The organism is Caballeronia sp. LjRoot34 (assembly GCF_964253815.1).
GTDB lineage: Bacteria > Pseudomonadota > Gammaproteobacteria > Burkholderiales > Burkholderiaceae > Caballeronia.
In genome coordinates this window covers 2014902-2030300 of record NZ_CAXUSB020000003.1, presented here as the reverse complement: position 1 = coordinate 2030300, position 15399 = coordinate 2014902, and the positions used below count along the sequence as shown (strand labels likewise).

The 15399-nt window shown below is 59.6% G+C and carries 14 protein-coding genes and 1 pseudogene; 12 read left to right on the top strand and 3 right to left on the bottom strand.

Annotation, left to right across the window (positions count from 1 at the left end; genetic code table 11):
- Nucleotides 1–83: 83 nt before the first annotated feature.
- Together ACSQ36_RS39985 and ACSQ36_RS39980 are read right to left on the bottom strand one after the other, a co-directional pair.
- Complete coding sequence (locus ACSQ36_RS39985) at nt 84–530, bottom strand: DUF421 domain-containing protein (RefSeq protein WP_213767778.1); 447 nt, start codon at nt 528–530, stop codon at nt 84–86.
- 2 nt (nt 531–532) lie between these two features.
- Entirely contained in the window at nt 533–1042 is a 510-nt protein-coding gene (locus tag ACSQ36_RS39980; protein WP_436186377.1) for a hypothetical protein, read from the bottom strand.
- 558 nt (nt 1043–1600) lie between these two features.
- Here ACSQ36_RS39980 and ACSQ36_RS39975 point away from each other — a divergent pair.
- The 11 genes from ACSQ36_RS39975 (at nt 1601) to ACSQ36_RS39925 (ending at nt 12984) form a co-directional block, all read left to right on the top strand.
- Nucleotides 1601–2056 (top strand): hypothetical protein, encoded by a 456-nt coding sequence (locus tag ACSQ36_RS39975; protein WP_436186376.1) that lies wholly within the window; start codon nt 1601–1603, stop codon nt 2054–2056.
- A 116-nt stretch (nt 2057–2172) separates the two neighbouring features.
- Complete coding sequence (locus ACSQ36_RS39970; protein ID WP_436186375.1) at nt 2173–2874, top strand: PIG-L deacetylase family protein; 702 nt, start codon at nt 2173–2175, stop codon at nt 2872–2874.
- Complete coding sequence (locus ACSQ36_RS39965; RefSeq protein WP_436186374.1) at nt 2871–3836, top strand: glycosyltransferase family 2 protein; 966 nt, start codon at nt 2871–2873, stop codon at nt 3834–3836. Before ACSQ36_RS39970 ends, ACSQ36_RS39965 begins: the two co-directional genes overlap by 4 nt.
- A 191-nt stretch (nt 3837–4027) precedes the next feature.
- A complete protein-coding gene (locus tag ACSQ36_RS39960) occupies nt 4028–5332 on the top strand; it encodes a glycosyltransferase family 4 protein (protein ID WP_436186373.1) in 1305 nt (434 codons plus the stop codon).
- 29 nt (nt 5333–5361) lie between these two features.
- Complete coding sequence (locus tag ACSQ36_RS39955) at nt 5362–5940, top strand: D-glycero-alpha-D-manno-heptose-1,7-bisphosphate 7-phosphatase (RefSeq protein ID WP_436186489.1); 579 nt, start codon at nt 5362–5364, stop codon at nt 5938–5940.
- Nucleotides 5937–7106: a lipopolysaccharide heptosyltransferase II gene (waaF, locus tag ACSQ36_RS39950; protein WP_436186372.1), complete on the top strand. Its 1170-nt coding sequence runs from the start codon at nt 5937–5939 to the stop codon at nt 7104–7106. Before ACSQ36_RS39955 ends, waaF begins: the two co-directional genes overlap by 4 nt.
- Nucleotides 7107–7134: 28 nt before the next feature.
- Nucleotides 7135–8880, top strand: a complete 1746-nt coding sequence (locus ACSQ36_RS39945; RefSeq protein WP_436186371.1) for a carbamoyltransferase family protein — start codon at nt 7135–7137, stop codon at nt 8878–8880.
- Nucleotides 8877–9944 (top strand): glycosyltransferase, encoded by a 1068-nt coding sequence (locus ACSQ36_RS39940; RefSeq protein WP_436186370.1) that lies wholly within the window; start codon nt 8877–8879, stop codon nt 9942–9944. The genes ACSQ36_RS39945 and ACSQ36_RS39940 overlap by 4 nt, the downstream gene beginning before the upstream one ends.
- Complete coding sequence (locus ACSQ36_RS39935; protein ID WP_436186369.1) at nt 9941–11023, top strand: glycosyltransferase family 9 protein; 1083 nt, start codon at nt 9941–9943, stop codon at nt 11021–11023. The genes ACSQ36_RS39940 and ACSQ36_RS39935 overlap by 4 nt, the downstream gene beginning before the upstream one ends.
- Nucleotides 11013–11972 (top strand): glycosyltransferase, encoded by a 960-nt coding sequence (locus ACSQ36_RS39930; protein WP_436186368.1) that lies wholly within the window; start codon nt 11013–11015, stop codon nt 11970–11972. The genes ACSQ36_RS39935 and ACSQ36_RS39930 overlap by 11 nt, the downstream gene beginning before the upstream one ends.
- A gap of 25 nt (nt 11973–11997) precedes the next feature.
- Nucleotides 11998–12984, top strand: coding sequence for a UDP-glucuronic acid decarboxylase family protein (locus ACSQ36_RS39925; protein ID WP_436186367.1), 987 nt, complete (start codon nt 11998–12000; stop codon nt 12982–12984).
- Nucleotides 12985–13487: 503 nt separating this feature from the next.
- Here the strand turns inward: ACSQ36_RS39925 and ACSQ36_RS39920 are convergent.
- Complete coding sequence (locus ACSQ36_RS39920) at nt 13488–14696, bottom strand: alcohol dehydrogenase catalytic domain-containing protein (RefSeq protein ID WP_436186366.1); 1209 nt, start codon at nt 14694–14696, stop codon at nt 13488–13490.
- 163 nt (nt 14697–14859) lie between these two features.
- Here ACSQ36_RS39920 and ACSQ36_RS39915 point away from each other — a divergent pair.
- Nucleotides 14860–15351, top strand: a pseudogene (locus ACSQ36_RS39915) (IS6 family transposase); the annotation flags it as partial.
- Between the last annotated feature and the right edge of the window lie 48 nt (nt 15352–15399).

Below are 15399 nucleotides of genomic sequence, written 5' to 3'. Positions count from 1 at the left end.
GTAGCTCCCGAATGCCAATTTTGCCGGGCTCGTGAGAAAACGCCCAAAGGGTCCTTGGAGCAACGACCATTCCAACTTTATTGTTATCGGGTGTCAGTCGCCATGATCGAAATGCCGCCATGATTTTCGACAATCGCATATTTGACGTCGTCCAGATGCGAAATGCCCCGTTGACGCATTTCAGCGAGAACATCGCCCTTATAGATGCGCATCTCGCGCAAGCGCCTTTCGTCCCACTGCCCGTTTGCGTACACGATGGTAGGCGTCCCTTCCGCCACTCTGCCAAGACTCGGCCACCGCCTCTTGGCTACGGAAACGAAGACGTGAAGCATCGAAATCGTGCTGACCGACGCTAACGCCGCCGTAATCGACTGGTCGCCGGCAAGCACCGCCTGGCTAGATAGGCCACCAAAGAGAAACATGATTACCATGTCGAGGGGTGTCATCGTTCGACTGACCCGGTGGGTCGTGATGCGCAACACGATCAGCAGGAAAAGGTAGGCGCCGGCAGCGCGAAGAACAATGTCCATGATCAGGGGAGGACGACCTGGACGAGGTTCACGGGTCGATTTCCAGCGGAAAGCGTCGTTTCAATAACACCGAATCGATAAGGCGACGTTTTTAAATTGAGCGATGCGCCCTCCTCCGCGTTCGCCACGTTGAAAACGTAAGTTACGCCCCGGTCAGACACGTTCTCAGACAACGGCGTCGGGACGACATTTTCTATCGCTACCGAATGAATCATTCGCCGATCCAGGTGTACGGTAATCGTGCCCGATGTTCCCGCAGCCAATCCAAGCCGCATCCAGCTCGAGCCGTGGTTCCGAACGATGCGCTCGTACCGGATGTCAGTAATAGTCCCACTCTGGAAGTGCACGAATGCGTGGCTCATCGGACCTGAGCCAAGTAATCCCGCGAGCCCGGCGAAACACAGGGTACAAAGAAGCAAAATAATCGCGCACTCGCTAATACGCCAGCGACGGTCGAAAGCTTCGTTCACGTCGAGGTCGAGGTCAGTGCTTGTTCCGCTGCGTGCGTCCATTTTTGCTCCCGCGGGAAGGACGTAGCAACCTGTGCAATCCGTGTGCCGGATTTGGCCTAATGTGCACAGCATCGGCGGAGCCGGACCGAAGCCGCCGTCGCCATCTTCTCCCCGCTGCGCTTTGGCTGATCACATTGCAGATTCCCCACCCGTCGATCCTTAAGCATATCGAACCGATATGTTGTCGGCGGTCGAGTGTGCCGCACCACCGTCTTCGACGGCAGCCTCATTGTCTTTCGCACGTCAAGGGCACACCCGCGGGACGGAGACCCGGGAACGTGGTTGACGAATCTTTCGCCTTCGATGGAAGAGAACATCCTTTGCCCTGGTTTGCGTTGCGAAACGGACGTTGATGACGCGGTCATTGTCTCCGCAGATGCGCCGACAACCTGAGCTTCCATCGCTCGCTCCGGGATTTCCGCAGCCCAAAACCTCAATCGAATAATTTTTTTGCGTCCATAAACCCGGACCTAATTTTCAATGTCAACTTTTCCGGTCACGAGCCGTTAAAGTCTGAAGAGCAGTACAAAACACCTTATTCGCTGGACGAAAAACGCAATGGCAGTCCTCATACCGTTTGATCATTCCCCAAATAACACCCTCGTCGCACCCTCACGTCTAGAACTGGAGTATCTGCAAAAGCGCTTGCTCACGAGCATGCGCGACGGTCTCTCGGCCACTATTACCCTCGCCCTCGCTGGGGTTCTCGCCATCATGCTGCTTCAGGCGTGGGCCTTGCCGGACACGACCATTCTCGGCTTGCAGGAAATCGTCGGCGTGACTGTGTTCGCCAGTTGTACGTGGTTTATGTACGAGCGGGGAGAAAAGAAGCTGCACCTGTACTCGTTCGAACCGGCTGATCACACGATGACTGGCGAGATCCGCGCCTTGTTGAATCGGCTGCCCGGCGGCGCCGCGTATCAGCAAGCCATTGAGATGGAGCAGCGCGCTTTTACAATCGGCGAACTCGAGCAAATCCGAGCGCGAGTACGGGAATTCTCGCAGACCGCATAGACAGGGCGGACAGGCTTGCGGCCCGCGCATCGACCTGGCTCGACCAAACGCATCTAAACGCGGACCCCAGGTCCGCGTTTTGCGTTTTCGGATGACATTCCTCTTGCCACCTCGCCATGTCCGATACCCTTGCTCGCCCACTGGTGATGTCACCGCATTTCGACGACGCCGTCTTCAGTTGCGGAGCGACGCTCGCCGCTCATCCGGGAGCAGTCGTTTACACCGTCTTCTCCGGCTGCCCCGCCGCAGATGTCATGACGAAGTGGGACCGCCAGTGCGGCTTCGATAACGCCGCTCACGCAATGCATGAACGCTCGCTGGAAAACCACCGCGCCCTGGATGTCCTGAGTGCGGTGCCCGATCGAGGGGATTTTCTCGATGCACAATATGTTCCGTTTGCACTGCCCGCGCATGCCCCGACTCAGGACGCGATCGCCCAGGCGCTCTATCGGTCGCTGCACCGCCACGGGGCTCGTACGCTCGTGATCCCCCTCGGCTTGTTCCACTCCGACCACGAACTCGTGCATCGCGCATGCACCGATGTCTGGCTAGCCAACCCGGAGTTGGTCTGCTTCGCTTATGAGGACGCTCTCTACCGGCGTCTGGCCGGCCAGTTGCAAATACGCATGGCGGAGCTCGTTTCGCGCGGCATCATCGCGACACCGGTCATCGAGAACTGGCGAGCCGATCCGTCCCATCAGGCCGCGAAACGCGAAGCCGTCAAAGCGTACGCAAGCCAGCTCAAGGCGTTCGGACCTGATGGCTACGACGACGTCTTTTGTACCGAACGCTGTTGGAAGCTTGAGCTAGCGGCATGATGAACGTGAAGAACGACAACGCCCCAGGGGACGGCCGGCCGGCCGCGGATGCACCTCCAAAGATATCGGTCGTCGTGCTGACGTACAACCGCTCGGCGCAAGTGCTCGAGACCCTCGCGCGACTGAGCGCGCTACCTGACCGAGCGCGTCTGATCGTTGTCGACAATGGCTCGACCGATGCCACTGCGGAACATATTGCCGAGCGCTTCCCCGGGGTCACCCTCATTACCGCACAGAAAAACCTTGGTGCAGCCGGACGCAACCTCGGCGTCGCAAGCGCGAGTACGGAGTACGTTGCATTCTGCGATGACGACACGTGGTGGCATCCGGGATCGCTATCGCGCGCGGTCCAATTGTTGGACCAGTCACCCCGTGTCGGCGTGCTGAGCGCCCGGGTGCTGGTCGGCGAAGCAGGCGACACCGACGCGACCTGCCGGCTGATGGCACGCAGCCCGCTTGACGCCGCCGGCTTGCCCGGCCCTTCACTGATCGGGTACATGGCCGGGGCCTGTGTGTTCAGAACGCCGCTCTATCGGCAGATAGGCGGATACGAATCGCGCTTTTTTATCGGCGGCGAAGAAACGCTGGCCTCACTCGATGTGCTCGCAAGCGGCTTCGCCATTGTGTACGCCGAAGAATTGATCGTCCATCACCATCCCTCCCCGCTGCGGGACAGCGCGCTCCGGCGTCGACTGCTCGCCCGCAATGCCGCGTGGGTTGCATGGATGCGCTTGTCGTGGGGCGAAGGGTGGCGCGCCACATGGGCCGCAGTGCACGTCATGCGCCGCGAAGGTTCTTTTGTTCGCGACGCGTTGGCGTTGTTCGCTGCACTGCCGTGGGCGTTGACCCGGCGTCGCGCGATTCCGCTTGAAGTTGAGCAAATGCGGGAGGCCGTACGTCGCTCGGAAGCGATCGACGACACGGGCGACGCCGGCCCTGACGCGTCTACGCACCCGATGTAATTCTTCACAAGCCCGGTCGCCGCTGTCCGGCGTCCTTGAAGCGCACGCAAAAAAAATGCGTAGGTATGGCAACGAACCGACGCTTGTTTCGTTCGCTTCCCGATGGGCACAACGAATGCTGTGTGTGATGCACGCCGATGTTGATCATGGGCGCCGCCGCATACCAAGACTCGTAGACAAAGGACACCACTGTGAAGATCGCACTCATCAGCGAGCATGCGTCGCCGCTCGCCGCTACCGGCAGCGTCGACAGCGGCGGTCAAAATATCTATGTCGCGAACGTCGCACGTCAGCTTGCCCGAAAAGGTCACCACGTCGACGTCTTCACGCGTTGCGACAAGTCGTTGTTGCCGCTTGTCTCGCGCCTGAACGGGGTACGTGTCATCAATGTACCGGCTGGCCCGAAACGCCAGTTGCCGAAGGAGCAACTCCTTCCGTACATGGAGGACTTCGCGCGTTTCGTCGTCCAATTTTTCCGTCATGAACCATCACGCTACGACGTCGTGCACGCCAACTTCTTTATGTCCGGACTGGTCGGTCTGCGTGTGAAGGAATCGCTTGGCATTCCTCTTGTGACGACCTTTCATGCGCTTGGTCGCGTACGGCGCCTGCATCAGGGCGCAGATGATGGTTTCCCTGACGAGCGCTTCGACATCGAGGACAGGCTCGTGCGCGAGTCCGACTCGGTGATCGCCGAGTGCCCGCAGGATGAATCGGACCTGGTCTCGCTTTATCAAGCGGATAACGGTCGTATCGACGTTGTGCCCTGCGGTTTCGACCACGAGGAATTTCACCCTGTCGACAAGCATGCTGCCCGCGCGGAACTGGGCTGGCCGCTGGACCGTTTCATCGCGCTGCAACTGGGACGGATGGTGCCGCGCAAGGGTATCGACACGGTGGTACGTGCCATTGGCTTGTGTAACTGCGCGCTTGGCGAGGAAGCCCATCTCTATGTGGTAGGTGGCAACTCCGACGAAGCCAACGAGATCGCGACGCCCGAGATCGGCCGCTTGCGCGCCATTGCACGTGAATGCGGCGTAACGGATCGCGTCAATTTCCTCGGCCGTCGAGCACGTGCGAACCTGCGTCTTTACTACAACGCGGCGGACGTATTCGTCACGACGCCCTGGTACGAACCATTCGGCATTACCCCGTTGGAAGCGATGGCCTGCAGCACGCCGGTGATCGGCGCGAACGTTGGCGGCATTCGTTATTCGGTAGCGCATGGCGAGACCGGATTGCTCGTGCCGCCGAAAGACCCTCTCGCCGTCGCCCACGGCTTGGTCACGCTCAAGCGCGACCCGCAGCGTGCACAAAGCATGGGCGCGGCAGGGCTCGCGCGCGCCAAGGAGATGTTCACGTGGGAAAGCGTGGCGGACACACTCAGTGAAGTCTATGCACGCGTGGCCGGGATCGACGTGGCCGCCGATGCAGCACGGCATGCGTATAACAACGTGCACGACGCTTGGCTCGCAGCCGGCGGGGCTTCCGTATGACGTTCCGGATACGCGCGCGCAGTAACACCATGCGGCGCCCCGCTATCTTCCTCGACAAGGACGGAACGCTGCTCGCCGATGTTCCACATAACGTCGATCCGCTCTTGATGCGGCTCGCGCCCGGTGCGCGTGACGCGCTGCGGATCTTCGCTGAGCTCGACCTGCCGCTCTATGTCATCAGCAATCAAAGCGGGGTGGCGATGGGAAAATTTTCAATCGATGCGCTGGATATTGTCAATAAGCGCCTGCACGAACTCGTCCGCGACTGTGGTGCGATGCTGTCCGGCATCTACTGGTGCACGCATCATCCCGACGGCAGCGTTGCCCCTCATAACCGGCTCTGTAATTGCCGCAAGCCGGCGCCGGGCATGCTGCTGCGCGCCGCTCGTGAACACGGGATCGCACTCGAAGAAAGCTGGTTCGCCGGCGACATTCTCGATGATGTCGAGGCAGGCAATCGCGCCGGTTGCCGCACGCTCCTCATCGATAACGGCAACGAGACCGTGTGGCGTCGGGGACTCTTTCGGCAACCGTACTACGTGGTAGCCAACCTTCATGACGCAGCGCTGACGATTCGACACAGCATTCGACCGGAGCTCACGACATGACGCACACGCCGGTGGTCCGGATCGACGTCGATTCGCATGCCCGTGCGCCTGCAGCCACGTCGGTACGGCCGTGGGGCGCCGAGCTCAAACGCATCCTCTGCGTGCGCCTGGACAACCTTGGCGACGTGCTCATGACCACCCCCGCCCTGCACGCCTTGCGTAGCTCGGCACCTGATCGCCACATCACGTTGCTGGCATCGCATTCTGGAGCACGCGCGGCAGCGCTTATCGACAGTGTCGATGCGGTGATCGAATACGACGCCCCATGGGTGAAAAACAACCGTCCCGCCGATGCGGCTGTGGACCTGGCGATCGCCAAGCGCCTGAGCGAAGAAGCTTTCGACGCCGCCGTGATTTTTACCGTCTATAGCCAGAACCCGATGCCCGCCGCGATGCTGTGTCATCTAGCCAGTATTCCAAGACGCCTCGCGCACTGCCGCGAGAATCCCTATGCACTATTGACCGACTGGATTGCCGAGCCCGAACCGCAAACCGGCACACGGCATGAAGTCGAACGGCAACTGGCGCTGGTCAGGCACGTGGGCGCAGTGTCATCGAATCAGCGAATGCGTTTAAACGTGCTACCCCGCGATGCCGCGTCGTTGCACCTCAAGCTTGCGCAGCGCGGTATCTCGCTCGATGCCCCGTTCATTGTGATGCATCCCGGCGCCACGGCCGCGTCGCGGCGCTATCCTGCCGAGCGCTTCGCACAGGTCGCCGCGCAGCTCTCTGAGCTGACCGGCTGGCCGGTACTGATCACCGGCGGTGCAGACGAAGCGGGCGTGTGTGCGCAGGCATGCGGGGCACACCGGTCAGCAATCAATCTCGCAGGCGCGCTCGAACTCGGCGAGCTGGCAGCGCTGATCGATCGCGCCAAGGTGCTGGTGTCGAACAACAGCGGGCCTGTGCATATAGCGTCGGCGCTCGGTACCGCGGTGGTCGACCTGTACGCGTTGACGAATCCGCAACATACGCCGTGGCAAACGCCGCATGTCGTCCTGCATCACGACGTGCCTTGCCGATGGTGTTATCGCAGCGTATGCCCCGAAGGACATCATGCCTGTCTTACCGGCGTCACGGTAGGACAGGTAATCGATGCAACCATGCGACTGCTGCGTGCCGATTCTGCATCGAGCGCCGTCGACGCAATGCTGACCACCTCATGAAACGCTTCGTCACCAGGGCTATCAACCCATGTACACATTAGGCATCAACGCGGTTTACCACGACAGCGCGGCTGCGCTGATCGAGGATGGCGTCGTCATTGCGGCGGCAGAGGAAGAGCGTTTCACGCATATCAAGCACGCGAAGCGGCCGGTGCCTTTCTCAACCTGGCAACTACCCTTCGATGCGATTGACTACTGTCTCAAAGAGGCCGGCATCGAGCTCGCTGATATTGATCACGTCGCGTATTCGTACGACCCAAAGCTGCTTTCCTCGATGCCCGCGCATGCGGGGGCCACGATCGAGCTGCCGCTCGAACCCGGGCTCAAGCCGCTTGCCAATCCCTCCGAATCGCCCTGGGACCCCTTGTTTTTAAGCTATATCGTAAATGCGAGAGCACAACTGAAAGACGGTGCGCCGCATCATCTGATGAAACGCTTTCGCAGCGGCGGCCGCACGATGCGCTTCGAGTGGCACTACGTGGACCATCATCTTTCGCATGAGGCCAGTGCGTTTCTCGCCGCGCCGTTCAGGGACACCGCGGTGCTGACCATGGACGGCCGTGGCGAAGGCGTGACAACGAGTCTCGGACAATTCGTGGATGGGGAATACAAGCGGCTCAAGCAGGTCGAGTTGCCGCATTCCCTCGGGCTGCTGTACGAGAGCGTGACCGGCTACCTGGGTTTTCTTCACTCCTCTGACGAATACAAGGTGATGGCGCTGGCGTCGTACGGCAAGCCCGCCTATGTCGACGCCTTCCGGGAGATCGTGAGATACCGGCACGACGGCACTTATACGGTCGATGCTCCGCGCCTCGTTGAACGCTTCGGGCCAGCACGCGAACGCGGTGGGCCGCTTGAGCAGAAGCACTTCGACATTGCGCATTCGTTGCAAGTCACACTGGAAGAAACAGTGCTGCAGCTTGCCGGCTGGCTGCATGCGCAAACCGGCCTGGAAAATCTGGCGATGGCAGGCGGCGTGGCATTGAACTGCGTGATGAACGCACGCGTGCGGGACCGTGGTCCGTTCGCCCAGGTATGGGTGCAACCGGCGTCCGGTGATGCCGGCACGGCACTCGGCGCAGCGCTATGGATCGATTATCGCAAGCGCGCCGAATCCGGCGACCGGTCGCGCCAGTGGCAGATGGACCACGCGTACCTCGGCCCCGGGTATGCGGATGACGAGATCGAGCAACTTTTGAAATGGACCAAAGCGCCCTACCGTCGCCTTCAGGATGTGGCCGGCGAAACAGCAGAGATCCTTGCGTCCAACCGGGTGATCGGCTGGTATCAGGGCCGCACGGAGTTCGGGCCGCGAGCGCTTGGCGCACGCTCGATCCTTGCCTCGCCCATCGATCCGCGCATGCAGGCAAGGCTCAACGAGATCAAGGATCGTGAGGATTTCAGGCCCGTCGCGCCGGTGGTAATGGAGGAGTACGCGAACGAGTGGTTTGTGGATGGCGGCGTAGCGCCGTTCATGCTGTTCATCTTCGATGTGCGCCCGGCCAAGGAAAAGCATATCCCGGCGGTTCGTCATGTGGATGGAACTGCGCGGGTCCAAACGGTGAATCGCCGTCAGCATGCGCTGTACTACGACCTTATCGACGCGTTCAGGCGACGCACCGGTGTGCCCATCCTGGTCAATACATCCTTCAACACCAGAGGCGAGCCCATGGTGAATTCGCCGCGCGACGCGCTCGAATCGTTCTGGACCTCGCCGCTCGATGCACTGGTGATCGGCTCGTTCCTGATCGAAAAAAATGGAGTGGGGGTATGAGCGTATTTATGAGCGCGCTTGCGGCAGATGCCTTCGACGAGTTTCATAGTAAAGCTGACGCGAACGCAATCGATTCGCCCACAGCCCGGACGCCCGACATCTCCGTGGTTGTTCCCACTTACCGTCGACCGGCGATGCTCGAACGCTGCCTCGCGTCGCTGCTGACGCAGGATTACGATCCGGCTCGCTTTGAAATTATTGTCTGCGACGACGGCCCCGACGATGCGACTCGCGCCAGCGTTGAGCGTATCGCGCGGGAACACGCGGCGAACGGGCCGTGCGTGCACTATGTACCGGTGACGGCAACGCAAGGCCCGGCGGGCGCGCGCAACGCCGGATGGCGGCTCTCGCGTGCGGCAAGCATTGCCTTCACCGACGACGATACCCAGCCGGACTCGCGCTGGTTATCGTCGGGCGTGAAAGCCCTGGCAACAGGCGTCGGCGCGGTATCCGGTCGTATCATCGTGCCGCTCGGGAGCCGTCCCACGGACTATGAGAACGATGCAGCCGGACTCGCGCGCGCGGAGTTTGCTACCGCCAACACGTTTGCGAATCGACGAGCGCTTGAGCGCATAGGCGGTTTTGACGCGCGCTTTACCTCGGCGTGGCGCGAGGATTCCGATTTGCAGTTCGCGCTCATGGAAGCAGGCATTCCGATCGCCCGCGCCGACGACGCGATCGTCTTGCATCCAGTCAGGCCGGCACGCTGGGGCATCAGTTTATCGCAGCAAAAGAAGAGTCAGTTTGACGCGCTGCTTTATAAAAAATATCCACTGTTGTACAAGCGCCGTATTCGACGCGGCCCCCCGTTTTTGTATTACGCCATCATTATTGCAGTGGTCATTTTGTTTTGCGCCGCGGTATGGGGCCATGCGCGTATAGCGGGCTGTGCAGCCGCGGCGTGGCTTGCGATGACCGCGTGGTTCTGCTTCAAGCGGCTATCCGATACGTCCCGCGCACCCGCCCACGTGATCGAAATGGTGTGTACATCAGTACTTATTCCATTTCTTTCCATCTATTGGCGCCTCTACGGTGCGTTCAAGTTCAGGGTGTTTTTCTTATGAGCGAGAAGATCGCGATCTTCCGCGCGCTTCAACTCGGCGACATGTTATGTGCCGTGCCTGCGCTGCGCGCCTTACGACGAGCAAAGCCCGATGCGCACATAGCCTTGATCGGTCTTCCGTGGGCGCGAAGTTTCGTGGAGCGCTACCCGCATCTCGTCGATGAACTGATCATCTTTCCCGGCGCAGTCGGATTTCCCGAGCAAGCGGAGACAAACGAACATCTCGAAGGCTTCTGGAACGCCATGCGCGAACGTCGTTTCGATCTCGCGATACAGATGCATGGAAGCGGCGGCATTGCGAACGATATTGTCGGGAAAATGGGAGCGCGCGCCAATGCCGGATTTATACAATCCGGTGAAGCGCTTAGGGACGGCATTTTCATTGGCTGGCCGGACACGCTGCCGGAGATCCTGCGCTATACCGCGTTGATGAACGCTATGGGCATCGAGACGCAAGACAGCAGCCTTGAGGTTCCGCTAAGCAACAATGACCGTGCCGAATGCGAAGCGCTGATGAACACCTTCGCGCTGTGTTCCGATCGACTCATCCTCGTTCACCCTGGCGCGCAGTTGCCGTCACGCCGGTGGCCGGCTGATCGGTTCGCTCGAGTCACTTCCTTGCTTGCCGACGATGGCTGGCAGATCGCGATTACCGGTACCGTAGCCGAACGCATCTTCACGTCGAGCATCGCGCTCGCGACAAACGCACGAGCGGTCGATCTCGCCGGCAAGACATCGCTTGGCGGCCTGGCTGCGCTGGTATCGAAGGCACGGCTTGTTGTATGTAACGACACCGGCATGTCGCACGTCGCTGCTGCGATGAAAACACGGAGCGTGGTGATCGCGTTGGGCAGCGACACCAAAAGATGGGCGCCACTGGACAGCGAGCGACACCGGATACTTGCTCACTATCCACCATGCCGACCATGCGCGTTCCGTGACTGCCCGTACGGGCATCCGTGCGCCCTAAACATAGGCGTCAAACAGGTCATGGACGCCGCGTTCGAGCAACTTATGCACGTGTCAGACAGATGCGACGCAGCGGACAACGCTTACCGGGCGATGAGTCATGTCGAATAACCCCTCCCGACGCCTGCGCGTGCTGACCTGGCACGTCCATGGCAATTATTTGTATTACCTCACGCAAGCGCATCACGACTTCTATCTCGTGACGAAGTCCGGTCATCCACCGGGTTACGCAGGCACGGTTGGCGTCCTGCCCTGGGGTAATAACGTTCACGAACTACCGGTAGATAAGGTTGCATCTCAGGAATTCGACGTCATTCTGTTCCAACATAAAGCGCAATGGGACGACGACCGCCTCAATCTGCTTAGCGAAACACAACGCCGCCTGCCACGTGTGTATATAGAACATGACCCGCCGCAGGAAAACGCGTTCGAACAACGCCACTGGGTTGACGACGCCAACACGCTGCTGGTTCATGTCACGCATTTTAACCAGCTGATGTGGGACTGCGGCACCACGCCGACGCGGGTGATCGAGCATGGCGTGATCGTTCCCGAAGGCGTGCGTTACACCGGCGAGAAGGCACGCGGGATTGTTGTCATCAACCATCTCAGGCAACGCGGACGGCGTCTGGGCGACGACGTCTATGCAAACGTGAAAGCACACGTTCCGCTGGATCTTGTCGGCATGGATGCGAAGTCCGCCGGGGGTATCGGCGAGATCGGCAATCTGGATCTTGCGGCGTTCAGCGCGAGTTATCGGTTCTTTTTCAACCCGATTCGCTGGACCAGCCTGGGGCTCGCCGTCGTAGAAGCCATGATGATCGGCATGCCGATTGTGGGACTCGCGACCACTGAACTCGCGACCGTCATCCGCAACGGCGAGAGCGGGTATATCGGCACAGACGTGAGCGCGCTGATCCACGCGATGCAGCGTCTGCTGCGCGATCCGGATGAAGCTAGGGGGCTCGGTAACGGTGCACGCAAGGTCGCCATGGACCGCTTTCACATCGACCGCTTCGTGCGCGACTGGAACGAAACGCTGCGTCAGGTGAGCAGTTGACTGCAATTAAACCTGGAGAGCCATCATGAAAGAGCATCATCGCAAGCGCATTCTTGTTACCGGCGGTGCCGGCTTTCTCGGGTCGCACCTGTGCGAGCGCCTGGTGGCGCAAGGGCACGACGTCTTATGCGTGGATAACTTCTACACGGGCACGAAAGACAACATCGCGCATTTGCTGGACTGCGCGAACTTCGAGCTCATGCGTCACGACGTGACTTTCCCGCTCTATGTTGAAGTGGATGAAATCTATAATCTGGCCTGCCCTGCTTCGCCAATTCACTATCAACATGATCCGGTTCAGACCACAAAAACGAGTGTGCATGGTGCGATCAACATGCTCGGTCTGGCCAAGCGCGTCAAGGCGCGAATATTTCAGGCCTCGACCAGCGAGGTCTATGGCGACGCCCTTGTTCACCCGCAAAAGGAGGACTACTGGGGTCATGTAAATCCACTGGGGCCGCGGGCGTGCTACGACGAAGGCAAGCGCTGCGCGGAGACGTTGTTCGTGGATTACCGGCGACAACATGGCTTGTCAATCAAGATCGCGCGGATCTTCAATACCTACGGCCCGCGGATGCACCCATGCGATGGCCGGGTGATCTCCAACTTCATGATGCAGGCGCTTGAGGGCAAGCCGATCACGATCTATGGCGACGGTTTGCAAACACGGTCATTCTGTTATGTGGACGACATGATCGACGCGTTCATTAGCTTGATGAACAGTCCTGAAGGCATAACGGGTCCGATGAACCTCGGTAATCCGCATGAGTTGTCGATGCTGGATATCGCACGGCGAATTATCGAGCTGACGAGGTCGCGGTCGGAGATCGTCTTCGTGCCATTGCCGATGGACGACCCTTGTCATCGGCAACCGGACATCACGTTTGCAATCGACACACTAGGATGGAAACCGGAAACCGAACTCGACGAAGGCCTGAATCGCACAGCGCGTTATTTCCATCGTTTTACGCAAGAAGCGGCGGGGCGGCTGGGTCTAGCTGTGCCCGTGTGAGCGCCGCCGGCCACCGGGCAACGGGCGCACGACATAGCCTGGAGCGGCTCGCCGCGGTCCCGAGAAAGGGCCGCGGCAGGCGTTTGCCATAACACAGAGTTCGCTGACCAGGAACGAAGTCTGTCCAGGCACAGCGAAAGGGGGCGCCGTCCCGTCGCTTGTCGAGCATCGTGATGCATGCATTCCGTCGGCGATATTTAATCCGCCGCTACGCCATTTGGTCATCTCCGCTTCGTACTTTCCAGAGGAAATGCTGCTGAGAGCCACTCCTTCCCGCGCGTCGTAATTTCAAGGTAGCGGTGATCATCAGTACATCTTCGAGCAAGAGGATACTTCCCGCTTAGTAAAAACGTCTCGACTGTGATCTCCACGACTCGATAACGACTTCGCGACATTTTTCGCAAGATGGGGACCGCTGCGAGCATCACTGTGGCGGAAAACGGTGTTCGCACGCGTGAACTTTCGAGGATCTGCATTTCAGTCTCCTTTCCCATACGCGACGCTTAACCGTCCACCGCGAGCTTTACCTTGAGCCAGCCCGGCTGTCTGGCATCGAACGCTTTATACGCATCGAGCACGTTCATCATCGGCTCGCGGTTCGTCAGTACGGATAGCGGATCGAACGAGCCGTTGCGCACCTTTTCCACCAGTTGCGGAATGATCGAGCGATGGTTGCAATTACCCATTTTGATCACGAGATTCTTGTTCATGGCCGCACCCATCGGAAAAAAGCGATCGTTGGGTGGATATACGCCGATTACGCCCAGCGTGCCGGCCTTTGCAAGGGCCGCCACGGCCCAGTTGAGCACTTGGACAGGGGCGTTGCCGGGAACCCAGTTGGGGCCGTCCTGGTGCCGCTCCGACGTAATCTCGCGGCTCTCGGACTCCGCCTGTTCTTTCTCATCCGCCGAAGCGGCTGGGCCGCTGTCCGGATGTTGCGCATCGACGCCGACTGCATCGATCACCCGATCTACGCCAATGCCTCCTGTCAGCGCCATGATCGCTTCGACGGGATCCTCGGCGTCGAAGTTGATAACCTCGGCGCCGAGCGACCGCGCGCTGTCGAGTCTGTCCTGAAGGCGGTCCACTGCGATCACACGCCCGGCACCCATCTGAAACGCGCTCGCAATGGCGAACTGTCCCACCGGACCGGCTCCGAACACGGCTACCGTATCCCCGAGCGAAACCTCCGCGAGTTGCGCGCCGAAGAAGCCGGTCGGGTAGATATCGGACATCAGGATCGCGCGGTCGTCGTCAATACTGTCGGGCAACTTGATCAGGCTCGCATTGGCGAATGGCGTGCGCGCGTATTCCGCCTGCAAGCCGTTGATGGGGCCAGTCGATTTCGGACCCCCGAAAAACGCAGTGCCGGCGCTCGGGCCGTTCGGGTTCGCTACATCACATTGGGCGGTATAGCCGAAGCGGCAATACGAACAAAAGCCGCACGAAATGGTGGATGGAATGAGCACGCGATCACCTCGCCTGATATTGCGCACGCCCTTGCCCACCTCTTCCACTACGCCCACACCTTCATGACCCAGGATCGTACCCGGCACCATGCCGCCAAGCGTGCCACGAATCATATGCAAATCCGTGCCGCAGATTGCGCTCGACGTGAGTCGTACGATGGCATCGTTATCCTGCTGCAACGTGGGGTCGGAAACGGTATCGAGTGAGATATCGCCAATTCCTTTAAAGACGACTGCTTTCATCGCTGGCTCCCTGGTGGCGTTCGTGTCAACGTGGTTATCGATAGCAACGCCGTAGCAACGGCTGCGCCTGAGCGTCGCCCTCCCAATACCCAAATGAAAACGGTATCGGGCGGGTCCACCACTTGCTGCGGTTGCAGTGAGCCCCCAGTGAGCCCCAATGTCCCGTAGGTACAAGCAGCCGGTAGGCAAGAGCTGGCGGATGGACGAAACGTATACTGAAGTCAAAGGCCAGTGGAAGTACCTCTATCGGGCGGTGGACAAGGCGGGCAAAACCATTGATTTCCTGTTCAGAGCCAAGCGAGACAAGGCGGCAGCACGGCGCTTTTTTGAAAAATCGATCGCTCAGAACGGTGTACCCGAGACGATAACCATCGACAAAAGCGGCTCTAATCTGGCCGCGCTGCACGCGGTCAATGCCGAGCGGGAGACACCAATCACGATCCGTCAAGTCAAGTACCTGAATAACGTGGTCGAGCAAGACCATCGAGCCATCAAACGCATCACCCGACCGACGTTGGGCTTCAAGGATCTTCGTTGCGCCCACATCATCCTGTCCGGTATCGAAGTAATGCATATGATCAGGAAGGGGCAGATAAAAACCGAGATTGGCACCCATCCTTCCGCCGCCGAGCAGTTTTATTCTATGATTATGTGAGCAGTCCTTTGTCATTTCGGGTCTGCTCATCAAGATGGCTTTATCGCG